We start from the raw sequence: 22,180 nt of genomic DNA, 5'->3' as shown, positions 1-22,180 counted from the left end.
GGCTGAGTTTTCAGCCCGTCCGGCGTTTGAGGACACGGCCGCAGGCCGTACGGGGTCCGGGGCGAAGCCCCGGTTTCGGGATGGGGGTACCTCCCGGGCGAAGCCCAGGGGGAGGGCGGGGTGGGGAAAGGCTCCGCGCAGCGCTCGTACACCGTCGCCCCCGCCTCCCCTCGCTTCACCACCAGCACCCCCGGCTCCGGCAGCAGACGACGAATCGCGTCCGGCTCCCCGATGCCCCACGCCTCCTCCGCCTCGTCGGCGCCGACGAACACGACGTCGGCCCCCCGCGCGAGCTCAAGCAACACCCGCCCCCCGCACGCCGGATCGGCCCACAGCCCGGGCCGGAAGTTGACGTCGAAGGAGACGAGCGGCCGGCCGGGCCGGGGGCCGGTGAGTTCCCGTACGAGCGCGAGGCAGGAGTCCGAGAGCGCGGCGGTGATACCGGTGAGGTGCAGGATCCGGCCGGCCGCGACGACGTCGTACGGCACGGTCGAGGGCGCCATCGCCGAGGCGGCGGACCCGGCCCGGTAGTAGACGACCTCGTGCGCGTCCGTCGCGCGGTCGGTGGCGGTGCGGAAGTAGACGCCGGTGGGCCGGTCGGGGTCGCGGACGACGGCGGAGACGTCGACGCCGTACGCGCCGATCGCCTCGGTCAGGTGGGTGCCGAAGCCGTCCCGGCCGACCCGGCCGACCCACCGCGCGCGGTGGCCGGCGGCGGCGAGGGCGCAGGCGACGTTGGACTCGGCGCCGCCGATGGCGCGGTCGAAGGAGGGCACGTCGGCGAGGCTGCCGGGCCGGGTGGGCAGGAAGGTGACCATGGATTCGCCGAGGCAGACGACGTCCACGGGGGGTTTTCCTGTCACTGCGGGGCTCCTCGGCGTGGGTACGGATCCATTGACCCGGCGCTGGCCCGGATGTTAGACAGCGTTGAGCGATATACGCAATGGATGTTGCACATGTTGCAACGCCGACGCCGCGGCGACTCAGAGCGGTGAGAATCGGCAGGCGACACCCGCCCGCACACCCGACCACTCACCCGACCGCCCTCGACGAGGAGGACACCCCCATGCCGGACCTGGCCCACGAGGTCGTCGACCACCGCTTCAAGGCCCTGCCGCCGGACGCCGCGGGGCTGACCGTCGGCGAGCTCGCCGCCCAGCGCCGCAACCTCTTCACCGGCGGTTTCACCACCCCCGTCCTCGCCCTCTCCGCCGAGTCCGTCGAGCACAACCTGCGCCTCCTGGAGACGTACACCGAGCGCCACGGCCTGGCCTTCGCGCCGCACGGCAAGACGTCCATGGCCCCGCAGCTGTTCGACCGTCAGATCGCCCACGGCGCCTGGGGCATCACAGCCGCGGTCCCCCACCAGGCCCGCGTCTACCGCGCGCACGGCGTCGCGCGGATCTTCCTCGCCAACGAGCTCGTCGACTCCGTCGCGCTGCGCTGGCTCGCCGCCGAGCTGGACGCCGACCCGGACTTCCGCTTCGTCTGCTACGTCGACTCCGCGCGCGGCGTCGAGCTGATGGACGAGGCACTGACCGCCGCCGGGGCGCGCCGCGCCGTGGACGTGGTGGTGGAGCTCGGCGCGGGCGACGGGGCCCGCACCGGCGCCCGTACCGAGGCGGACTGCACCGCCGTCGCCGACGCCGTGGCCGCCACCCGCACGCTGCGCCTGGTCGGTGTCGCCGGCTACGAGGGCGAGGTGCCGCAGGCCGACCCCGCCCGGGTGCGGGCCTGGCTGCTCCGGCTGACCGCGCTGGCCGCCGACTTCGACAAGGCGGGCCGCTTCGCCCCGGAGATCGGCGAGATCGTGGTGAGTGCGGGCGGCAGCGCCTGGTTCGACACGGTCGCCGAGGTCTTCGCGGAGCTTCCCGCGCTCTCCCTGCCGGTCCTGAAGCTGCTGCGCTCCGGCGCGTACGTCTCGCACGACGACGGGCAGTACCGGAAGCTGACCCCCTTCAACCGGGTGCCCGAGGAGGGCGCCCTGGAGCCGGCGTTCCGGCTGTGGGCGCAGGTCGTGTCCCGGCCCACGCCCGAGCAGGCCTTCACCAACGCGGGCAAGCGCGACGCCGCCTACGACCTGCACCTGCCCGAGGCCCAGGTGGTGCGCGACGCGCGCACGGGCGCGGTCCGGCCGGCCGACGGCATCACCGTCACCGGTCTGTCCGACCAGCACGGCTGGGTACGTACGGAGGAGGGCGCCGATCTGGAGGTCGGCGACTGGCTCGGCATGGGCCTGTCCCACCCGTGCACGTCCTTCGACAAGTGGCAGCTGATCCCGCTGGTCGAGGCGGACGGCACGGTCGTCGACTACATCCGCACCTTCTTCTGACGCCCACGAGAGGCAGAGAGGAGCCCTGACCGTGATGGACCTCGTCTTCCGTGACGCGGAGGTCGTCGACGGCACCGGCGAACCCTCCTACCGCGCCGATGTCGCCGTCGAGGGCGGCCGGATCGCCGCGATCGTCAAGGAGGCCGCGCAGGCCGGCTGCCAGCGCCCGACGGCCCGCCGGACCGTCGACGCCGAGGGCCTCGCCCTGGCCCCCGGCTTCATCGACATGCACGCCCACAGCGACCTCGCGCTGCTCCGCGACCCGGACCACGGCGCGAAGGCGGCGCAGGGCGTGACCCTGGAGGTCCTGGGGCAGGACGGCCTGTCGTACGCGCCGGTCGACGACCGCACGCTGGCCGAGGTCCGCCGCACCATCGCCGGCTGGAACGGCGGCGGTCCCGACGACACGAGCGTCGACTTCGACTGGCGGACGGTCGGCGAGTACCTGGACCGGCTCGACACCGCGCACGGCGGGCGGGGCATCGCCGTGAACGCCGCGTACCTCGTCCCCCAGGGCACGGTCCGCATGTACGCGATGGGCTGGGAGGACCGGCCGGCGACGGACACCGAGCTGGACCGGATGCGGCAACTGGTCGCCGAGGGCCTGGAGCAGGGCGCCGTCGGCATGTCCTCCGGGCTCACCTACACCCCCGGGATGTACGCGCCGGACGCCGAACTGACCGAGCTGTGCCGGGTGGTGGCCTCCTACGGCGGCTACTACTGCCCGCACCACCGCTCGTACGGGGCGGGCGCCCTGCGCGCGTACGAGGAGATGGTCGCGCTCACCCGTGACGCGGGCTGCGCCCTGCACCTCGCGCACGCCACGATGAACTTCGGCGTGAACAAGGGGCGCGCGCCGGAGCTGCTCGCGCTCCTGGACGCGGCCCTCGACGGCGGCGCGGACCTCTCGCTCGACACCTACCCGTACACCCCGGGCTGTACGACGCTGGTCGCCGTGCTGCCGAGCTGGGCTCACGAGGGCGGGCCGGAGGCGCTGCTCGCGCGGCTCGCGGACGACGCGACGGCGGAGCGGATCCGGCACCACCTGGAGGAGCTGGGCTCGGACGGCTGCCACGGGGTGCCGATGGAGTGGGACACCATCGAGATCTCCGGCGTGACGAACCCGGCCCTGGCGGAGTGGGTCGGCCGCACGGTCCCCGACTGGCCGGCGGCCCGCCGGCTGCTCCTGGAGGACCGGCTCGGCTCGACGATCCTCCAGCACGTGGGCCACGAGGAGAACGTGCGGGCGATCATGCGCCACCGGGTCCACACCGGCGGCTCGGACGGCATCCTGCAGGGCGCCAAGCCGCACCCGCGCGCGTACGGCACCTTCCCCGAATACCTCGGCCGTTACGTCCGCGAGGAGGGCGTCCTCTCCCTGGAGGAGTGCGTTGCCCACCTCACCTCCCGCCCCGCCGCCCGCCTCCGGCTCCCCGACCGCGGCCGGATCCGCGAGGGCTTCGTCGCCGACCTGGTCCTCTTCGACCCGGCGACGGTCGCGGCCGGCTCGACGTACGCCGCTCCCCGCGCCCTCCCGGTGGGCATCCCGCACGTGCTGGTGAACGGGCGGTTCGTGATCGAGGACGGCAAGCGGACGGACGAGCTGCCGGGCCGGTCGGTCAGGAGGACGCGGACGCCGACGGGATGACCCCGGAGGTACGGGCGCTAGGCGGTACGGGACCGCCGGGCCGGCAGCCGGAAGAGGGACTTCATCCGGCGCAGGGCCTCGGCGTCCCCGGTCGCCGTGGCGGCGCCGTCCGCGAGGGCCCGGGCCAGGCCCGCACCCTCCACCGCGGCGAGGAACTCCGCCTCGCCGATCGTGAGGGTCGCGTCCGGGTCCTGGGCCGGGCCGTGGAGGGTCTCGACGGTCCCGTCGGCGACCCGGGCGTGGAAGACCTCGTCGCCGACGCGGAACTCGTACACCGCGTGGAGCCCGGCCGCCGCCTCCGGGTCGAAGCAGGCCCGCAGGCCGAGCACGGCCCAACCGGGGTGGAAGGCCTCGCTCTCGCGCCGCTCCCCCATCGCCCAGGTCATGCCCCAGCGGGCGAGGGCGAGCACGGCGGGGCCGAGCTCCTCGCCGGCCTCGGTGAGGGCGTACGCGGGGGTGCGGGCGGGCGCCGGGAGGGTGACCTTGCGAGCGAGGCCCTCGCGTTCCAGGTGCTTCAGACGGGTCGAGAGCAGACCGGTGCCGAGGCCGCGCAGCGCGGCCTGGAGGTCGCCGAAGCGCTTGGGCCCGGTGAGCAGCTCGCGGATCAGGAGCAGCGTCCAGCGCTCGCCGACGAGGTCGAGGGTGCGCGCGGTCGCGCAGTACTGGTTGTACGTTCGCTGCTCCACGCCCTCACTGTAGGCCGGGGGCGCTAGGCCGGGGCCTCCAGGAGCAGCCGGGCGAGCGGCTCGGCGTCGGTGAGCATCACGTCGTGCGGGCCGTCGAGCGCCCGGGTCCGGTAGCCGAGGGCGGCGCCGAACCGGTCGAACGGGTAGGTCGCGGGCCGGCAGTGGACGGCGGTGCCGGGGATCGCGTCGACGGCCCCGCGCAGTCGGCTCGCCTCGGTGAAGGTGCGCAGCGGCTGCGGGACGAGGCGGGGCGCCAGCCAGGCCGTGTCGGCGGCGCCGGTGATGCCGAAGGCGGCCGGCGGCGGGGCCGGGATCATGCGCCCGTCCCCGTCCGGGGAGGCCGCGGCGGCGGCGCGCACGGCGGTGGCGAAGGAGTCGGGGGCCAGGTCGAACAGGCCGGCGCCGTCCGGTCCCGCCCAGCCGTCCACGAGGACCAGGTGGTCGACGGCGTCCGGCCGGGCGTCGGCGGCCTCGCGGACGACGAGGCCGGCGTAGCTGTGCCCGACCAGGACCACGTCGTCGCCGTCGGGGACGGAGTCGAGGGCGGCGACGACCGTGCGGGCGTCGTCGTGCAGTCCGTGGTCGCCGTGGTCGCCGTCGCCGGGGACGCCGAGGTCGGGGGTGACGGTGCGGGCCCCGGCGGCGTGCAGCAGGGGCACGAGCCGCTCCCAGGCCCAGGGCCCGTGCCAGGCCCCGTGGACGAGTACATAGGTCGTCGTCATGGGTCCCGACCCTAGTCGACAACTTCTCGTTTTTGAAGTGTCTACTTCAAAAACGAGAAGGCCAACTGATCGAGGACCGCTCCCGCTCCCCCGCCGCCTGCGCGGGCAGCGACACGGAGCCGCCGCCCTCGCGCCACGGCTCGCGCCGGGCCCACCACAGCCCGGCCGCCACCACGGCGCCGGCCGCGACGAAGCCGTACCACGGGGTGTGACCGGAGGGCGCCGTCTCGTACGCGAGGCCGGCGGACACCACGGCGAGCACCTGCCCGAGGCGCCCGCCCCAGGCGACGGCCGCGACCGCGCACGTACCCCACAGGGCGTACCAGGGCTGGACCATCGGGGAGAGCGCGACGAGGGCGAGGAGCGAGAGGCCGAGGCCCAGGACCGGATCGACGCGGCCCTTCCAGGCGCGCCACGCCACGGCCGCGATCACGGCGCCCGCCGCCAGCAGGCCGAGCTTCTGGACCAGGCCCTTCACGGGCTCCGGCTCGCCGGAGACGAGCAGCCCTAGGCCGAGGCCCAGGTCGCTCGTCACGGAGAGCGCGGTGTGGATGGTGGCGGCCACGCTCTGGGTACGGAGCCAGCCGAAGCCGGTGCCCGCGAGGAGGCTCGCGGCAGCGGCGACGGCCACGGCGACCGCGCCCGGCAGCAGCCCGGCCGGCACGCGGCCCCGCCGCCGGGCGATCACGATCCCCGCGAAGAGGAGTCCCAGCGCGGCCGGCGACTTGATCGTCATCGCGAGTCCGATGAGCGCCCCGGCCAGCACGCCCCCGACCAGCCACCGCCCGCGCACGGCGCACAGCATCCCCGCGAGCAGCAGCCCGGCCATCAGACCGTCGTTGTGCAGCCCGCCCACCACGTGGATGAGCAGCAGCGGGTTGAGCGCGGCCAGCCACAGGGCGCCCGCGCGGTGCCGCTCGGGCGCGAGCCCCCGTACGGCCCACACGATGAGCAGCAGCGCGAGGAGCGCGATCAGCCGCATGCCGAGCACGGCGGGCACGACCGCGCCGCCGGTGAGCTTCACGACCGCCTGGGCCAGGACGAGGAAGAAGGGGCCGTACGGGGCGGGGGTGTCGGTCCAGTGGCCGCCGACGCTCGCGGCGGCCTCGTACCCGAGTTCGCCGGGCCGCAGCACGGCCGGCCCGGCGCCGTACACGTCGTGCCCTTCCAGGACCATCGCGCCCTGGGCGATGTAGCTGTAGACGTCGGCGCTGTAGAGCGGCGGGGCGAGCAGCAGCGGCGCCGCCCAGCAGACGAGGGTCACCCCGGCCCGGTCCCGGGCGCCCGCGCCCGCGCGCAGGCGTCGCCCGTACTGCCACCAGGCCAGGATCAGCAGGGTCAGACCGAGGTACGCGAGGATCGCCCCGGCGGTCGTGACGGCGCCGCCGTGGCGCTGCCAGAGGCCCGCGCCGCCCCGTACCGGCAGCGTGCCGGCGGCCCAGCCGCCGGCGGTGACGGCGAGCGTTCCGGCCGCGCCGAGCCACCGGCAGCCGGCGGTGCTGAAAACCCACATGACGGACCAACCTATCCTGCGCCCCGAAGGCCGCCGCCCGCCGTGCCTCCGCCCGCTACCGCACCGCCTCTACCGCTGCTTCTTCTTCGCGCCGGGCGCCACACCCGACTTCCCGGGGAAGTACGAGGCGCCCCCCGAGGCGGTCGGGGTGGGCGCGCCGGTGGCCCCCGCGGACGGCGTGGGGCCGGTCGGCGACGCCGTGCCGACGGACGGCGAGGCCGAGCCGCTCGACGTCGCCCCGGGGCTCGCGGACCGCCCGTCCCCGTCCCCGTCTCCGTCTCCGTTCCCGTCGCCGGAGTCGTCCCCGGCACCGGACCGGTCGGGCTGGATCAGCGCGGGCATCCCGGGACGCCCGTCATCGACGGCGGGGCCACCGCGCGGCGCCGCACCGCCCGGGCCGGAATCGAGCGCGGCCATCGCCGACAGGACCCCGGCCGCGACGAGGGCGCCGCTGCCGAGGATCCACAGCGGACCGGGGCCGCGCCGCTTGGAGGCGTGCCGAGCCCGTCTCGGGGGCTCCGCGCCCCCCGCGTCGTGAGAAGTCGGAGTCACGAGGCGTGATTGTAGGGATCACGACATCCCCGGGCGCGACCTGGGTCACACCGGCCGCCCCGGCCCCCCGCCGTCGCCCGTCCTCTCCCCTACCTCCACGAAGCGCACCGAACGCCCGACGTGTCCCAAAACACGAAGCGCGCGGCGACCACCGGCCGTAAGCTCTCGTCATGCAGGTGATCCAGTCCACGAAGCTCGCCAACGTCTGTTACGAAATCCGCGGCCCGGTGCTCGAAGAGGCGATGCGGCTGGAGGCGGCGGGCCACCGCATCCTCAAGCTCAACACCGGAAACCCGGCCGCCTTCGGCTTCGAGTGCCCGCCGGCCATCCTCGAGGACATGCTGCGCAACCTCTCCGAGGCGCACGGCTACGGCGACGCGAAGGGGCTGCTGTCCGCGCGCCGCGCGATCATGAGCCACTACGAGACCAAGGGCATCCCGCTCTCCGTCGAGGACATCTACCTCGGCAACGGCGTCTCCGAGCTCATCCAGATGGCGATGCAGGCGCTGCTCGACGACGGCGACGAGGTGCTCGTCCCGGCCCCCGACTATCCGCTGTGGACGGCCTCGGTGGCGCTGTCCGGCGGTACGGCCGTGCACTACCGCTGCGACGAGCAGGCGGACTGGATGCCGGACCTGGCCGACATCGAGCGGAAGATCACCGACCGCACCAAGGCGATCGTGATCATCAACCCGAACAACCCGACCGGGGCCGTCTACGACGACGAGATGCTGCGGTCCCTGACGGAGATCGCCCGCCGGCACAACCTGGTGGTCTGCTCGGACGAGATCTACGACAAGATCCTCTACGACGGCGCCACGCACACCCCGACCGCCGCGCTCGCGCCCGACCTGCTCTGCCTCACCTTCAACGGGATGAGCAAGAACTACCGGGTGGCGGGCTTCCGCTCCGGCTGGCTCGCGGTCTGCGGCCCGAAGGCGCACGCCTCCTCGTACATCGAGGGGCTGACGATCCTGGCCAACATGCGGCTGTGCGCCAACATGCCGGCCCAGCACGCGGTGGCCGCGGCCCTCCAGGGCCGGCAGTCGATCGAGGACCTGGTCCTTCCGGGCGGGCGGCTCCTGGAGCAGCGGGACACGGCGTACGAGCTGCTCACCCAGATCCCGGGCGTGACGTGCGTGAAGCCGAAGGGCGCGCTGTATCTGTTCCCGCGGCTCGACCCGGCGGTCTACAAGATCAAGGACGACCGGCAGATGGTCCTGGACCTGCTGCGGGCCGAGAAGATCATGGTCGTGCACGGCACGGGCTTCAACTGGCACGAGCCGGACCACTTCCGGATCGTGACCCTGCCGAACGCGACGGACCTCACGGACGCGGTGACCAGGATCGCGCGCTTCCTGGACGGCTACAGCCAGTACTGACCCCGCCCTCGCCCGCCCCCTTACCCCGTTCTTTACCCGGACTCGGCTCAACTTTAGATTGAATCCAAGCTAGGATGCCTCCAGAGCTCATCTCAGGAGGCCGTCCCCATGTACGAACCGATCCGCACCAAGTCGGTCCACCGGATGGCCGACGACACCCGGAACGACATCCCGCACCGCTCCCGCGGTGAGGAGCTGGACATCCAGCTCGCCGGACACCTCGCCGCCCTGCTCGCCGTCACCGACGAACTGGGCGAGACGGCGGCCGGCGAGCTGATCGCCCGCCAGGTGGCCCGGCTGCGCGGCGCCCCGCCGGCCCGGCACGCGGGTCTCAGCGGCGCCCCCGCCGAGGCCCTGCACCGCAAGGCGCACGCCCTGGCCGGCCGCGCCCTCGTCGTCGCCGCCTCCCGTGCCGACACCGCCGCCGCGATCCTCGCCGCCGAGCGCATGGACGCCCACGCCGCGGCCCTCTCCGGCGACCCCCTGGTCGCCGCCCCCTGACGGCCCCGGGCCGCGCGGCCACGATCCCGCGCGGCCCGGGCGCCACCCACCCTCGGTACTCCGGTACGCCCCGGTACACCCCGCTCCGGTTCACTACCGGGATCACCGCTTCACCCGCCGTACACCCGACTCCCCCTGGAATGTGGGCTTCCGCGAGCAGCCTGCACCCGTGAGACGCATTCTGGGAATCGTCCTCGCCGTCCTTCTCCTCGGCGGCGTGGCCGCCGCCCTCGTGGTGGGCGGCGACCAGGACGACAGCGGCACGGCAACGAAGACCGTGCGAGGAGTGATCGGGTCGGAGAAGGCGGAGTTCTTCGCCGATCCCGAGGTCGTGAAGGCCCTGGCAGCCAAGGGCCTCACCGTGCGGACCGAGACCTCCGGGTCCTGGGACATGGAGCAACTGCCCCTGGCGGGCTACGACTTCGCGTTCCCGTCCGCCAAGGCGCCCGCCGACGGGATCAAGGCGAAGACGAAGGTGACCGCGGCCCCGCTGCGGCCCTTCTACTCGCCGCTCGTGGTCGTCGCGCACAGCGCCGCCGCCAAGGTGCTCGCGGACAACGGGCTCGCCACCCTCGGCGCCGGCGGCCACACCGGCACCCTGCGGATGGAGCCGTATCTGGCCGCCGCCCGCGCCGACCGCACCTGGCAGCAGCTCAAGGGCTCGGCCGGGCACGCCGAGCTGAGCGGCACCCTCTTCATCACCTCCACCGACCCCGTCGCCTCCAACTCCGGCGCGCTCTACCTCGCCGCCGCGAGCTATGTCGCCGACGGCGGCCGGGTCGCCGGGGACAAGGCCGCCGTGGACCGCACCGCGCCGCTGCTGCGCAAGCTCACCCAGGTGCAGGGCGCCCAGCAGTCCAGCTCGGACGCGCCGTTCCGGGACTTCGTCAGCGGCGTCGGCAACCCGCTGGTGCTCGTGTACGAGTCGCAGGTGGCGTCCCAGCTGATCGCCAAGCAGGACCTGGGCGACCTGGTGGTGCTCTACCCGGACACCACCGTCAACAGCGACCACACCCTCGTACCGCTCACCGAGGCCGGCCGCACCCTCGGTGAACTCCTCTCCTCCGACCCGGAGTTGCGCAAGCTCGCGGTACGGCACGGCTTCCGCCCGCAGGGCGCCGCGGCCGAGTTCACCGCCGCCACCGCCGGACACACCGGCTACCTCAACCAGACGCTCGGCGGTGTCCGCCAGGCGCCCGTGCCCACCTCGCAGGTGCTGCACGAGATGGCGCTGCGGGCCCGCGACCAGGGGGGCACCGCATGACCACACCCAGCACGCCGTCCGGCACGCCGTCCGGCACTCCCTCGCTCCAGCCGCCCGACGAAACGCCGCTCGTCCTCACCCCGCCCGAGCCGGTCGCGCCGATCCGCGCCGAGCAGGCCGCCACGCTCGTACCGGTCGACGACTCCGTCCGTACCGAAATGGACCGCAGGGCCGCCGAGTACGTCGGCTCGCTCGCCGGACTCGACACCCGCTCCCCCGAGTTCACCGGCCGCATCGGCGAGATCGCCGCACTCGGCTCCGGCGAGATCCGCACCGCCGCCCAGCAGTCCAACCGGATGCTGGACCGCACCGTCCGCTCCCTCGGCACCGCCGGCGGCGACCCCAGCACCCGGGTCGGCGACTCCCTCGTCGCGCTGCGCCGCACCATCGAGGACCTCGACCCGCGCGACACCCCCGGCAAGGGCGTGCGCGGCCTGCTCGCCAAACTGCCCGGCGGGAACCGGCTGCGCGACCACATCGCCCGCTACGCCTCCTCGCAGGACACCATCAGCCGGATCCTCGACGCGCTGCGCGGCGGCCAGGACGAACTGCGCCGCGACAACGCGGCGTTGCAGACCGAACGCACCCGTCTCTGGGAGACCATGGGCAAGCTCCAGGAGTACGCGGTGCTCACCGAGGCCCTCGACGCGGCCGTGGAGCAGCGGATCGCCGCCACCGCCGACCCGGGCCGGGCCGACGCGCTCCGCGCGGACGTGCTGTTCCCGGTGCGGCAGAAGCACCAGGACCTGCTGACCCAGCTCGCGGTGTGCGCGCAGGGCTATCTGGCGATGGACGTGGTGCGCCGCAACAACGACGAGCTGATCAAGGGCGTCGACCGGGCCGCCACGACGACGGTGACGGCGCTGCGGATCGCGGTGATGCTGGCCGCCGCGCTCGACCACCAGAAGAAGGTCGTCGAGCAGGTGAACGCGCTGCGCGGGACGACGGAGACCCTGATCCAGGGCAACGCGGCGGCGCTCGCCGGCCAGTCCGGCGACATCCAGCGGCTCGCGGCGGAGCCCGCGGTCGGCCTGGAGACGGTGCGCACCGCGTTCCAGCAGATCTACCGGACGCTCGACGCGATCGACACGTACAAGGTGCGCGCGACCGAGTCGATGGCGCAGACCGTGGAGGCGCTCTCGGGCGAACTGCGCACCGCGAGCGCCTACGTGGAGCGCGCGCAGGGGACGGGCGACAGCCACGCCCCCGGCATCCTCGAAGGAGGCCGCGGATGAGACCCCTTACAACAGGAGTCGGCAGAGCAGGAGTCCGTACGGGCCGGCTCGCGGCCCTCGCCCTCGCCCTGGCCCTCGCGGTCACCGGCTGCACCTCCGACGAAGGCGGGAGCGGCGACAAGGGCTCCGGCACCGACGACCTGGCGTACCGCCCCGGCACCCTGCGGGTCCTCGCCTCCTCGGAACTCGCCGACATGGCCCCGGTCCTGGAGGAGGCCCGCAAGGCCACCGGCGTCACCGTGCGCCCCACGTACGCCGGCACCCTGGACGCGGTCGAGCGGATCGCCTCGGGTGAGGCGGACAAGCAGTACGACGCGATCTGGCTGTCCTCGAACGACTATCTGCGGCTCCGCCCCGAGGTCGCCCAGCGGATCACCGGCGAGACACCGGTGATGACCTCGCCGGTGGCCTTCGGCGTACGGCCCGAGGCCGTGGCCCGGCTCGGCTGGGACCCGGAGAAGGTCACCTGGGCGCAGATCCACCGGGCGGTCGCCGAGAAGAAGCTGACCTACGGCATGACGGACCCGCTGCGCTCCAACTCCGGTTTCTCCGCGCTCGTCTCGGTCGCCTCCGGCCTGTCCGGCGCGCAGGCGGCGCTGACCGACGCCGATGTGAAGGCGACGAGCCCGAAGCTGAAGGAGTTCTTCGCCGGGCAGAAGCTGACCTCCGGCTCCTCCGGCTGGCTGGCCACCGCGTACGCCCGCCGTACCGACATCGACGCGCTGGTCAACTACGAGTCGGTGCTGCTGTCGATGCCGCAGAGGCTGACCGTGATCCGCCCGGCCGACGGGGTGGTGACCGCCGACTATCCGCTGACCTCGCTGACCGCCGCCCGGCCCGAGGCGAAGGACGCGGCCCGCCGGCTCGCCTCGCACCTGCGCACCCCGGCCGCGCAGCGGCTGATCACCGAGCGGACCCTGCGCCGCCCGGTCGTGCCCGGTGTCGCGCCGGAGCCGCGGCTCGCGGCCGGCCCGCGCCGCGAACTGCCGTTCCCCGGCAGCCGGTCGGTGGCGGACGGGCTGCTCGACGCGTACGACAACACGCTGCGCCGCCCCTCGCGGACGGTGTACGTGCTCGACACCTCGGGCTCGATGGACGGCGAGCGGCTCGACCGGCTGAAGAAGGCCCTGGTGGAGCTGACCGGGGACTTCCGGGACCGGGAGGAGGTGACGCTGCTGCCGTTCGGCTCCTCGGTGAAGGAGGCCGAGGTCACCACGCACACGGTGGACCCGGCGGCGCCGAAGGCCGCCCTGGACGCGATCCGCGCCGACGCGAACCGGCTGTCGGCGTCCGGCGGCACGGCCGTCTACTCCAGTCTGGAGGCGGCGTACGGGAAGCTGGGCACCGCGTCGGAGGACACCTTCACCTCGATCGTCCTGATGACGGACGGCGCCAACACCGACGGCGACCCGGCCGGCGCCTTCGACGGCTTCTACCGGGGCCTCGGCCCGGAGCAGCAGCGCATCCCGGTGTTCCCGATCCTGTTCGGCGACTCCGACCGGGCGGCGCTCGACCACATCGCGCAGCTCACCGGCGGCCGGCTGTTCGACGCCCACCAGGGCTCGCTCGACGGGGCCTTCGAGGAGATCCGTGGCTATCAGTAGGAGCGCGCTGCGCTATCTGGAGTCCCGCAAGAACCTGGTGGGCTGCGCGTGCGGCCTGGCCGGGCTCGGGCTGACCCTGACCGGCGCCGCGGGCGCGCTGTGGCCGGTGGTGGTCGCGGGTCTGTACGGGGCGGGGGCGCTGATCGCGCCGCCGGAGCGGCCGCCCGCCCCGGCGTTCCCCGAGCCGGCCGAGCAGCTCGACGCGCTGCGGACGGACCTGGCGACGCTGCGCGCGTACCTCGCCGAGGTGGAGCTGCCGCCCGCCGCCCACGGCCGGCTGACCGAGCTGGACACCCTGGTCGGCGCGCTGCTCGAACCGGGCTGGGTGAGCGACCCGGAGCATGTGCGGGTGCTCGGCCGCGCGGTGCGGCAGGACGTGCCGGAGGCGGTCGACGCCTTCGTACGGACCCGCTGGTGGAACCGGGTGGTGCCAGGCGCGGAGCCGCCGGAGCGGCATCTGGAGCGCCAGCTGGGGGCGTTGTACGAGGAGGCGGCGGCGATCGCGGACGCGCTGCGGGAGGCGGAGGCGCGGCGCCAGGAGACGCACACGCGTTATCTGGAGGACCGCGGACGGTGATCGGTTATGTTCCGCGCATGACATCTCCGCAGCGCCCCGGCGCCTCCCGCCGTACCGTCCTGACCGCCCTCGCCGCCGCCACCGTGGGCGCCCCGGTCCTCGCCCAGCTCGCCGCCGCGACCCCGGCGGCGGCCGCCGACCGCTACGCCTCCAACACCGCCCTGTACCAGGCCCTGGCTGGCCAGGAGGGCACGACCTTCGGGCGCCGGTACCGGCGGCACGAGCGGACCGACACCCGTCCGGACACGGTGTACCCGTTCCCGCGGACGGCGGTCCTGGCGCTGCACGGCGGCGGCATCGAGACCGGTACGAGCGAGCTGTGCCTGGCCGTCGCCGGTTACAGCCCGCGCGATCCCGAGGGCGCGCCGATCCTGTCGGAGACCCATGACTACTGGATGTTCGAGGGCCTGATGAGCAGCGGCAACAAGGAGGCGCTGCATGTCACCGCGAGCCACTGCGACGACCACGTGGCGCTGGCGACGGCCGCCGGGCACCTCAACGTACTGAGCCTGCACGGCTGCACCTTCGACTCGCTCGGGCTGCCGTTGCCGGCGGACGGGGACAGGCGGATGGCGGTGGTCGGCGGGCTGAACGCGGACTTCCGGGCGGCGCTCGTGGCCGAGCTGACGGCGGCCGGATTCCCGGCGGTCGACGCCTTCGACCCGGCGCACGCAGCGGGGCTCACGGAGTTCAACGGCGATCATCCGCTCAATCCGTGCAACCGCACGATGCTGGGCCGGGGCGCGCAGCTGGAGTTGACGACGGAGCTGCGCACCAGCCTGTTCGGGGACGCCTCCAGCCGGTCGCGGCGGGCCGAGACCTGGGACGAGCCGGGTGCGGCGCTGATCCCGTTCCGGGACGCCTGCCGGCGGGCGATCGCGACGGTGGAGGCCGCGCAGCCGATCCTGTGATGCCGGAGAGATGCCGTGGAGATGCCGTAGAGGCGGACATGCGCCGGCCCCCGGAGCCGTGAGGGGGCTCCGGGGGCCGGATGCGTCGTGACGGGCCGTCGTGACCCCAGCTGGTCAGGGCGGAAATCGGGGCAACCCGCCACGAGTCTCTACGGGATCGGCGGGATCAGCCCAGCCGCTTCACCAGGTTGTTGTACTGGTCCCACAGCTCCTTCGGGGTGTGGCTGCCGAAGGTCTCCAGGTGGGCGGGGACCAGGGCGGCCTCCTCGCGCCAGACGTCCTTGTCGACGGTGAGCAGGAAGTCCAGGTCCTCGTCGGCCAGTTCGAGGCCGTCGGTGTCCAGGGCGTCCTTGGTCGGCAGGATGCCGATGGGGGTCTCGACGCCCTCGGCCTTGCCGTCGAGGCGCTCGACGATCCACTTCAGGACGCGGCTGTTCTCGCCGAAGCCGGGCCACACGAACTTGCCCGCGTCGTTCTTGCGGAACCAGTTCACGTAGTAGATCTTCGGGAGCTTCGCGGCGTCCGCGTTCGCGCCGACCTTGATCCAGTGGGCCATGTAGTCGCCCATGTTGTAGCCGCAGAACGGCAGCATGGCGAAGGGGTCGCGGCGCAGCTCGCCGACCTTGCCCTCGGCGGCGGCGGTCTTCTCGGAGGCCACGTTGGCGCCGAGGAAGACGCCGTGGTTCCAGTCGAAGGACTCGGTGACCAGCGGTACGGCGGAGGCGCGGCGGCCGCCGAAGAGGATCGCGGAGATCGGGACGCCCTTGGGGTCCTCCCACTCGGGCGCGATGATCGGGCACTGCGAGGCCGGGACCGTGAAGCGCGAGTTCGGGTGGGCGGCCGGGGTCTCGGACTCCGGGGTCCAGTCGTTGCCGCGCCAGTCGGTCAGGTGCGCCGGGGTCTCCTCGGTGAGGCCCTCCCACCACACGTCGTTGTCGTCGGTGAGCGCGACGTTGGTGAAGACGGAGTTGCCCCAGAGGGTCTTGATGGCGTTGGCGTTGGTGTGCTCGCCGGTGCCGGGTGCGACGCCGAAGAAGCCGGCCTCGGGGTTGATCGCGTAGAGGCGCCCGTCCTCGCCGAAGCGCATCCAGGCGATGTCGTCGCCGATGGTCTCGACGGTCCAGCCGGGGACGGTCGGCTCCAGCATCGACAGGTTCGTCTTGCCGCAGGCCGACGGGAAGGCGGCGGCGACGTAGCGGGACTCGCCCTGCGGCGGGGTGAGCTTGAGGATGAGCATGTGCTCGGCGAGCCAGCCCTCGTCACGCGCCATGACGGAGGCGATGCGCAGCGCGTAGCACTTCTTGCCGAGCAGGGCGTTGCCGCCGTAGCCGGAGCCGTAGGACCAGATCTCGCGGCTCTCGGGGAAGTGCGAGATGTACTTGGTGGTGCTGCACGGCCACGGCACGTCCTCCTGGCCCGCCTCCAGCGGGGCGCCGACAGAGTGCACGGCCTTGACGAAGAAGCCGTCGGTGCCGAGCTCGTCGAGGACGGCCTGTCCCATGCGGGTCATGGTGCGCATGGAGACGGCGACGTACGCGGAGTCGGTGATCTCGACGCCGATGGCGGAGAGCGGGGAGCCGACCGGGCCCATGCAGAAGGGCACGACGTACATGGTGCGGCCCTTCATGGAGCCGCGGAAGATGCCGTTGTCACCGGCGAAGAGCTCGCGCATCTCGGCCGGGGCCATCCAGTTGTTCGTCGGGCCCGCGTCCTCCTCCTTCTCGGAGCAGATGAAGGTCCGGTCCTCGACGCGTGCGACGTCGGTCGGGTCGGAGGCGGCGTAGTACGAGTTCGGGCGCTTGACCGGGTCCAGCTTCTTGAAGGTCCCCTTGGCGACCAGTTCCTCGGCGAGGCGGTCGTACTCGGCCTCGGACCCGTCGCACCAGACGACGCGGTCGGGCTGGGTGATCTCGGCGATCTCGTTGACCCAGGAGACGAGCTCCTGGTGCTGGGTGGGGACGGTGGAGGGAGCCGCGTTGTCGCGCGCCACGATTGCTCCTTGAAGAGGGGTTTTTAGATGTATGCCCCTTGGGGGCTGCGACCCGGATGCGTGTGTTGCGTCGTAGGCGCTCATCCGGTGCCGACCGCACTCATTTGATCATCCGACGCCGGCGCCCATATGTCCAGAGGGCCGCACACGTGAGCATCACCACTCATATCCGTGGCTTACGGAGGCGTAGGTACGATGGCGAGCCATGACAGCAGCCTCGCCGGACCTCACCGCAATGGAGCAGCGCCCGGCGCTGCCGCTCCCGCTCAAGCCGAGACTCCGAGGCTGGCTGCACGCCGGAATGTTCCCCGCGGTGATCGTCGCGGGGCTTGTTCTGGTCGCCCTCTCCGACTCGCCGCGGGCCCGGATCGCCTGCGGTGTCTACGTCCTCACGGCCTGCCTGCTCTTCGGCATCAGCGCGCTGTACCACCGGGGCGACTGGGGTCCGCGCGGCGAGGCGGTGCTCCGGCGCCTCGACCACGCCAATATCTTCCTGATCATCGCGGGCACCTATACCCCGCTGACGCTGCTGCTCCTCCCCGACTCCACCGGACGGCCCCTCATGTGGGCGGTCTGGGCCGCGGCCGCCGCCGGCATCGCCTTCCGGGTCTTCTGGGTCGGCGCCCCGCGCTGGCTCTACACCCCGTGCTACATCGCGATGGGCTGGGCCGCCGTCTTCTTCCTCCCCGACTTCATGCGGGCCGGCGGCATCGCCGTCCTCGTCCTGGTGATCGTCGGCGGCCTGCTCTACAGCGCGGGCGGCGTCATCTACGGCATCAAGCGCCCGAACCCCTCACCCCGCTGGTTCGGCTTCCACGAGGTCTTCCACTCCTTCACCCTCGCCGCCTTCATCGTCCACTACGTCGGCATCTCCCTGGTCGCCTACAGCCACGCGTAGCTCTCCCGCCCGGGCACCCGTCCTGGCCAGGCACAATGTCCGCCATGGCGGAAACCCCCGAGACCCCCGAGCGCCCGTCGCTGCGTGAGCGCAAGAAGCTGAAGACCCGCGCCGCGATCCGCCGGGCCGCCTATCGGATCGCGGGCGAGCAGGGGTGGGAGGCCGCCACCGTCGAGGCGATCGCCGCGGGTGCCGAGGTGTCGCCGTCCACCGTGGTGCGGTACTTCCCGGTGAGGGAGGACATCGTCCTCACCGACGACCAGGACGAACTGCTCCTGGCACGGCTGCGCGCCCGCCCGGTCGGTGAGGAGCCGCTCGACTCGCTGCGGGCCGTCGTCCTGGACGCCGTCACCGGCTCGCTCGCCGCGGAACCCGCGGAGACCCGGCTGCGGGCCCGGCTCATGGTGGAGATCCCGGCCGTGCGCGCCCGGCTCACCGAGACCACGGCCCAGACCGGGCGGCTGCTCTCCGGGGCCGTCGCCGAGCGCACCGGCCGCTCCCCCGACGACCTGGAGGTACGGGTCTTCACGGCGGCCGTCCTCGGTGCCCTGCGCGAGGCCACCGTGCACTGGGCCGAGCACGGCCGGGGCGACGACCTGGTGGAGCTGCTCGACCGGACCGTCGAGACCCTCAAGGCCGGGCTGACGCTCCGAACGCGCCCCTGACCACCTCGCCCGACGCCGGGTTCGCCGCGCACTCCCACACCCCGTGCGGGCAGTAGTCGGTGAAGGTCTGGTAGAGCGGCCGGTGCCGCGCGAACCAGTCCAGCATCCCCCGTACGTACGCCGGATTGTCCCCGTTGCGGAACAGCCCCCACTCAGGGAACGACACCGGCTTGCCGTGCTCCGCCGCGAACCGGACGTGGAAGTCGAGCCCGTACGGCTCCGTCACCTGCTCCTCGAACGACACACCGGCCGGCTGGTCGTACGCGTCGAGGCCGATCACGTCCACCACGTCGTCGCCCGGGTAGCAGCGCGGCCAGGGCACCGCGTCCAGACCCCGGCTCGGCGTGAAGTCGAAGCGGAACCGCTGCCCCGGCACCGCCCGCAGCTCCGCCACCACCCGCCGCCAGTACGCCTTCCAGCGCTCCGGGTCCGGCCCGCAGCGGTGCGCGTACGTGGTGCCGTTCATCTCCCAGCCGAGCACCAGGACCGCGTCCGCGAGCCCGTACGTCACCAGGCGTTCGCCCAGCGTCCGGAAGTGCCCGTCGAACTCCCCGGCCGCCCCGCGCCGCAGCCCCGCCCGCACCTCCGCGTCGGACAGGCCCTCCTCGTTGCGGTCGAGCAGCGGCACGTTGAGCACGAACATCCGGCCCGGCCGCGCCGCCTTCCACCGCGCCCACGGCTCGAACAGCGCCGGATGCCCCTCGATGTTCGACCAGCGGTCGCCCGGCAGATAGGTGTGCCCGACGGTCAGCGACGCCCCGCCCAGCCACTCCTCCACGCCGGCGATCCGCCGCACCCCGGCCTCGTCAGAGCCGGTGAAGAAACCGGACGGCACGGTCACCCGCGGCGGTACGGGCTCCGCCAGCGGCGCCCGCCCGTCCGGCGCGAGCCGCCCGTACGGCAGCAGGAACACGAGAACGACCGCGAGCAGCACCGTCAGCGCCACTCGCGGCCAGATCGTCAGGGAGCGCACGTCAGCTCGTCCAGAACTCCCACCAGCGGGTCAGGACCAGCATCCCGATGATCCCGATGTGCAGCACCGGCAGTGCGAAGGTGAACTCCGTCAGGAAGCCCTTCACGGCGGCGGGCGCGGGCAGGAACCCGTGCCGCAGGTTGTGCGCGGTCGTGTACCAGAACATGACGATCGTCGCGCACCAGGCCAGCGAGCACCACAGGCACAGGGCGTTGATCTGGTACAGCGACTGCTGCATCAGCCAGGTGCAGAAGGCGACGCCGAACAGCATCCCGCCGTTGAGCCCGAGCCAGAACCAGCCCCGGTAGCGGGCGCCGGCCAGGATCCCGGCGCCCACGGCGACGACGACGGCGTACGTGATGAGGCCCAGCATCGGGTTCGGGAACCCGAACACGCCCGCCTGCTCGCTCTGCATCACGCTGCCGCAGGAGATCACCGGGTTCAGGCTGCACCCCGGCCGGAAGCCCGGGTCCTCGGCCAGCTTGATCTTGTCGATGGTGATGACCCAGCCGGCGAGCACACCCGCCGCACCGGTCACCATGAGCATCCAGGCGAAGGCCCGGCTCGCGCCGGTCCCCGCTCCGCCCGCCCGCTCGGTCTCCTCCTGCTGCCGCTGACCGGGGACCCCGGTCCCGCGGTGTGCGTTCACCGTCGCCATGAGCGCGCCCCCTGTCCGCTCAGCCCTGGATCCGGCTCACCGGCACGGCGATGAGACCCGAGTTCCGCACGACGTGGTCGTCCATGAGGAAGGCCTTCAGTCCGTCCTCGGTGACCGGCACGCCCGGCCGCGCGTCCGGCCACGGCACGACCGGGATCTTCACGATGACGTGGCCCGTCTCGTACGCCGCCGCCTGCCACTCCGGCGGCACCAGGCACTGCGCGTTCATGAACGGCAGGGTCAGCACGGCCCGCCCCGCCTCGACGAGCAGATGCGCGCCGACCCCGCGGTCCTGGCCGGCGTCGACGACGATGCCGCCGATCTGCACGCCCATGTCCTCCAGGGTCGTCCGCAGCTCCGCCTCGACGGCCTCCGGGCCGTGCTGGCCGTCCCCGAGCGAATACACCATCAGAAAGGGGGTGGCGGGCATGTCGTCGGTGGGGCCGAGGGTCCACGAGATGACGGTGAGCGTCCCCATCGAATGGGCGCTGTGCGCCTTGGCCGCGACGTTGGAAGTGGTCATGAATCCGGATGCTAGGGGAAGAACACCCGGAGGCCGGAGCCGAATTCACTCATTCGGCCGAGAATCCGCCCGCCGGCATTTCCGCCGCAACGAACCGGGGTTTTCATCGTTGTGCCCATAGGGCACCTTTTCGACCCCAGGAGATCACTCATGATCGTCCCGCGCCGGGTGGCCGTGCGTTCGCTTTTCGCACTGGCCGTCACCGCCTTCACCGGCGGCGCGCTCACCCGTATCACCGCCATACCGGACCGGCCTAACCGGACCGGACCGTACGACACCGGCGACAACCTGCCCGCCTTCGACGAGTTCGACGAGTTCGACGAGTTCGACGAGTTCGACGAGTTCGACGAGATGTACGCGGGCCGGCGCATCCGGGGCTTCGCGGGCCCCACCGGCGAGCCCGTGGCGCTCGTCGACGGCCGGCCGCTGCACCTGATGCGCTGCGCCGACGGCGGCTGGGTCACCCCGGTCTACCACTACGAGTCCTGCCCCACGCCGCTCGCGGCCACCCGCGCGGCCGTGGCCGAGCTCGGCCCCGAGCCGCTGAGCCGGTACGCCGCGGGCCACGGCGGCCACGACGCCGGGGCCGCCAATCCGGGAGGGAGCCCGCGTGGCGTACACGCGTAAGAACCAGCGCGACCTGACGAGCGCCGAGCGCCGGCGCTTCGTCTCCGCGGTCCTGGAGCTCAAGCGGGCCGGGGGATACGACGAGTTCGTCCGCACCCACATCGACTACTACGTCTCCGACGGGGAGGGGAAGCTGCGCGTCGCCCACATGTGCCCCAGCTTCCTGCCCTGGCACCGCAAGTTCCTGCTCGAGTTCGAGCGGGCGCTGCGCAAGATCGACCCGTCGGTGACCGTGCCGTACTGGGACTGGACCCGGGACAACACCCCGGCCGCGTCCCTGTGGGGCGAGGACTTCCTCGGCGGCAACGGACGGCCCGGCGACCACCAGGTGACGACCGGCCCCTTCGCGTACGCCACCGGGCGCTGGACCGTCCGCCACGGCATGACCGAGCAGAAGTACCTGAGCCGGGACTTCGGCCGCCCGGGCGACCCGATCACGCTGCCCACCGCCGCCGACGTGGACACGGCGCTGCGGGAGCGTACGTACGACACGGCGCCGTGGAACTCCACCAGCGCCACCGGCTTCCGCAACCGCGTCGAGGGCTGGGGCCCGGGCACCGGCAACGCCCGCTTCCAGCTGCACAACCGGGTGCACCGCTGGGTCGGCGGCCTGATGCTCGGCGGCGGCTCGGTCAACGACCCGGTGTTCTGGCTGCACCACGCCTACGTGGACCTGCTGTGGTCGCGCTGGCAGGCCCGCAACCCGGGCGCGGGCTATCTGCCGAAGGACCCGCCGCCGCTCGGCGACCCGCAGTACCGCAAGGTCGCGGCGCTGCGGGAGCGGATGGGCCCGTGGAACGTCGCGCCGTCCGAGCTGCTCGACCACAGCGGCATCTACCGCTACGCATGACAGCGTCCCCCCGGCCCGCGGGTGTGCGGGCCGGGGGGACGCCGTCGTGACTGCCTACGGGGAGGCGGA

Annotated in this window: 22 protein-coding genes; 13 read left to right on the top strand and 9 right to left on the bottom strand. The window is 73.1% G+C overall.

Annotated features, from left to right (window positions below; translation table 11 throughout):
- Positions 1-818: sugar kinase (locus tag KV205_RS31495; RefSeq protein ID WP_265868231.1), on the bottom strand; the 818-nt coding region annotated here is incomplete at its 3' end.
- A gap of 248 nt (positions 819-1,066) precedes the next feature.
- Between KV205_RS31495 and KV205_RS31490 the strand changes: the two genes are divergently transcribed.
- Both KV205_RS31490 and KV205_RS31485 read left to right on the top strand, forming a co-directional pair.
- Entirely contained in the window at positions 1,067-2,332 is a 1,266-nt protein-coding gene (locus KV205_RS31490) for an alanine racemase (protein ID WP_265868223.1), read from the top strand.
- 34 nt (positions 2,333-2,366) lie between these two features.
- Positions 2,367-3,980 carry an amidohydrolase family protein gene (locus KV205_RS31485; RefSeq protein ID WP_265868230.1) on the top strand — a complete coding sequence of 538 codons (1,614 nt, stop codon included), beginning with the start codon at positions 2,367-2,369 and terminating at the stop codon, positions 3,978-3,980.
- A 17-nt stretch (positions 3,981-3,997) separates the two neighbouring features.
- On the opposite strand, the gene KV205_RS36460 is transcribed toward KV205_RS31485, so the two are convergent.
- The 4 genes from KV205_RS36460 to KV205_RS31465 all read right to left on the bottom strand — a co-directional run bounded on the left by KV205_RS36460 (position 3,998) and on the right by KV205_RS31465 (position 7,453).
- Positions 3,998-4,666, bottom strand: coding sequence for a helix-turn-helix domain-containing protein (locus tag KV205_RS36460; protein WP_265868222.1), 669 nt, complete (start codon positions 4,664-4,666; stop codon positions 3,998-4,000).
- A gap of 23 nt (positions 4,667-4,689) precedes the next feature.
- The gene (locus KV205_RS31475) at positions 4,690-5,388 is read right to left on the bottom strand and encodes an alpha/beta fold hydrolase (RefSeq protein WP_265868221.1); all 699 of its coding nucleotides are present in this window, start codon (positions 5,386-5,388) and stop codon (positions 4,690-4,692) included.
- A 46-nt stretch (positions 5,389-5,434) separates the two neighbouring features.
- Positions 5,435-6,901, bottom strand: coding sequence for a polyprenol phosphomannose-dependent alpha 1,6 mannosyltransferase MptB (gene mptB / locus KV205_RS31470; protein ID WP_265868220.1), 1,467 nt, complete (start codon positions 6,899-6,901; stop codon positions 5,435-5,437).
- A gap of 69 nt (positions 6,902-6,970) precedes the next feature.
- Positions 6,971-7,453: a hypothetical protein gene (locus tag KV205_RS31465; protein ID WP_265868219.1), complete on the bottom strand. Its 483-nt coding sequence runs from the start codon at positions 7,451-7,453 to the stop codon at positions 6,971-6,973.
- Between the two features lie 170 nt (positions 7,454-7,623).
- On the opposite strand from KV205_RS31465, the gene KV205_RS31460 reads away from it, so the two are divergent.
- The 7 genes from KV205_RS31460 (at position 7,624) to KV205_RS31430 (ending at position 14,927) form a co-directional block, all read left to right on the top strand.
- Positions 7,624-8,835 (top strand): pyridoxal phosphate-dependent aminotransferase, encoded by a 1,212-nt coding sequence (locus KV205_RS31460; RefSeq protein ID WP_265868218.1) that lies wholly within the window; start codon positions 7,624-7,626, stop codon positions 8,833-8,835.
- Positions 8,836-8,943: 108 nt separating this feature from the next.
- On the top strand, positions 8,944-9,336 hold the full coding sequence (locus tag KV205_RS31455) for a hypothetical protein (protein ID WP_265868217.1): 393 nt from the start codon (positions 8,944-8,946) through the stop codon (positions 9,334-9,336).
- A 142-nt stretch (positions 9,337-9,478) separates the two neighbouring features.
- Positions 9,479-10,600 (top strand): hypothetical protein, encoded by a 1,122-nt coding sequence (locus KV205_RS31450; RefSeq protein WP_265868216.1) that lies wholly within the window; start codon positions 9,479-9,481, stop codon positions 10,598-10,600.
- Positions 10,597-11,835, top strand: a complete 1,239-nt coding sequence (locus KV205_RS31445; RefSeq protein WP_265868215.1) for a toxic anion resistance protein — start codon at positions 10,597-10,599, stop codon at positions 11,833-11,835. The genes KV205_RS31450 and KV205_RS31445 overlap by 4 nt, the downstream gene beginning before the upstream one ends.
- Positions 11,832-13,439, top strand: a complete 1,608-nt coding sequence (locus tag KV205_RS31440) for a VWA domain-containing protein (RefSeq protein ID WP_265868214.1) — start codon at positions 11,832-11,834, stop codon at positions 13,437-13,439. Before KV205_RS31445 ends, KV205_RS31440 begins: the two co-directional genes overlap by 4 nt.
- Positions 13,426-14,016 (top strand): hypothetical protein, encoded by a 591-nt coding sequence (locus tag KV205_RS31435; RefSeq protein WP_265868213.1) that lies wholly within the window; start codon positions 13,426-13,428, stop codon positions 14,014-14,016. Before KV205_RS31440 ends, KV205_RS31435 begins: the two co-directional genes overlap by 14 nt.
- Before the next feature lie 17 nt (positions 14,017-14,033).
- Positions 14,034-14,927, top strand: coding sequence for a poly-gamma-glutamate hydrolase family protein (locus KV205_RS31430; protein WP_265868212.1), 894 nt, complete (start codon positions 14,034-14,036; stop codon positions 14,925-14,927).
- Positions 14,928-15,093: 166 nt separating this feature from the next.
- Here the strand turns inward: KV205_RS31430 and KV205_RS31425 are convergent, their stop codons facing one another.
- Positions 15,094-16,917, bottom strand: a complete 1,824-nt coding sequence (locus tag KV205_RS31425) for a phosphoenolpyruvate carboxykinase (GTP) (RefSeq protein WP_265868211.1) — start codon at positions 16,915-16,917, stop codon at positions 15,094-15,096.
- Between the two features lie 205 nt (positions 16,918-17,122).
- On the opposite strand from KV205_RS31425, the gene KV205_RS31420 reads away from it, so the two are divergent.
- Positions 17,123-17,815 (top strand): hemolysin III family protein, encoded by a 693-nt coding sequence (locus tag KV205_RS31420; protein ID WP_265868210.1) that lies wholly within the window; start codon positions 17,123-17,125, stop codon positions 17,813-17,815.
- A 44-nt stretch (positions 17,816-17,859) separates the two neighbouring features.
- Positions 17,860-18,480 carry a TetR family transcriptional regulator gene (locus KV205_RS31415; protein ID WP_306806358.1) on the top strand — a complete coding sequence of 207 codons (621 nt, stop codon included), beginning with the start codon at positions 17,860-17,862 and terminating at the stop codon, positions 18,478-18,480.
- On the opposite strand, the gene KV205_RS31410 is transcribed toward KV205_RS31415, so the two are convergent.
- Genes KV205_RS31410 through KV205_RS31400 form a run of 3 tightly spaced genes read right to left on the bottom strand, consistent with a single transcriptional unit; the run spans position 18,446 to position 20,634 of the window.
- The gene (locus KV205_RS31410; protein ID WP_374214757.1) at positions 18,446-19,453 is read right to left on the bottom strand and encodes a glycoside hydrolase family 26 protein; all 1,008 of its coding nucleotides are present in this window, start codon (positions 19,451-19,453) and stop codon (positions 18,446-18,448) included. The two genes, KV205_RS31415 and KV205_RS31410, sit on opposite strands and share 35 nt — an antisense overlap.
- 1 nt (position 19,454) lies before the next feature.
- Positions 19,455-20,111, bottom strand: a complete 657-nt coding sequence (locus KV205_RS31405; protein WP_265868208.1) for a vitamin K epoxide reductase family protein — start codon at positions 20,109-20,111, stop codon at positions 19,455-19,457.
- A 19-nt stretch (positions 20,112-20,130) separates the two neighbouring features.
- A complete protein-coding gene (locus tag KV205_RS31400; protein WP_265868207.1) occupies positions 20,131-20,634 on the bottom strand; it encodes a DUF5949 family protein in 504 nt (167 codons plus the stop codon).
- 150 nt (positions 20,635-20,784) lie between these two features.
- Between KV205_RS31400 and KV205_RS31395 the strand changes: the two genes are divergently transcribed.
- A complete protein-coding gene (locus tag KV205_RS31395; RefSeq protein ID WP_265868206.1) occupies positions 20,785-21,261 on the top strand; it encodes a tyrosinase family oxidase copper chaperone in 477 nt (158 codons plus the stop codon).
- Positions 21,245-22,111, top strand: a complete 867-nt coding sequence (locus KV205_RS31390; RefSeq protein WP_265868205.1) for a tyrosinase family protein — start codon at positions 21,245-21,247, stop codon at positions 22,109-22,111. Before KV205_RS31395 ends, KV205_RS31390 begins: the two co-directional genes overlap by 17 nt.
- Positions 22,112-22,180 lie beyond the last annotated feature (69 nt).

Source organism: Streptomyces sp. SKN60 (assembly GCF_026236535.1).
GTDB lineage: Bacteria > Actinomycetota > Actinomycetes > Streptomycetales > Streptomycetaceae > Streptomyces.
The sequence above is the reverse complement of the archived record's forward strand: the minus strand, read 5'-3'. Positions and strand labels throughout refer to the sequence as shown.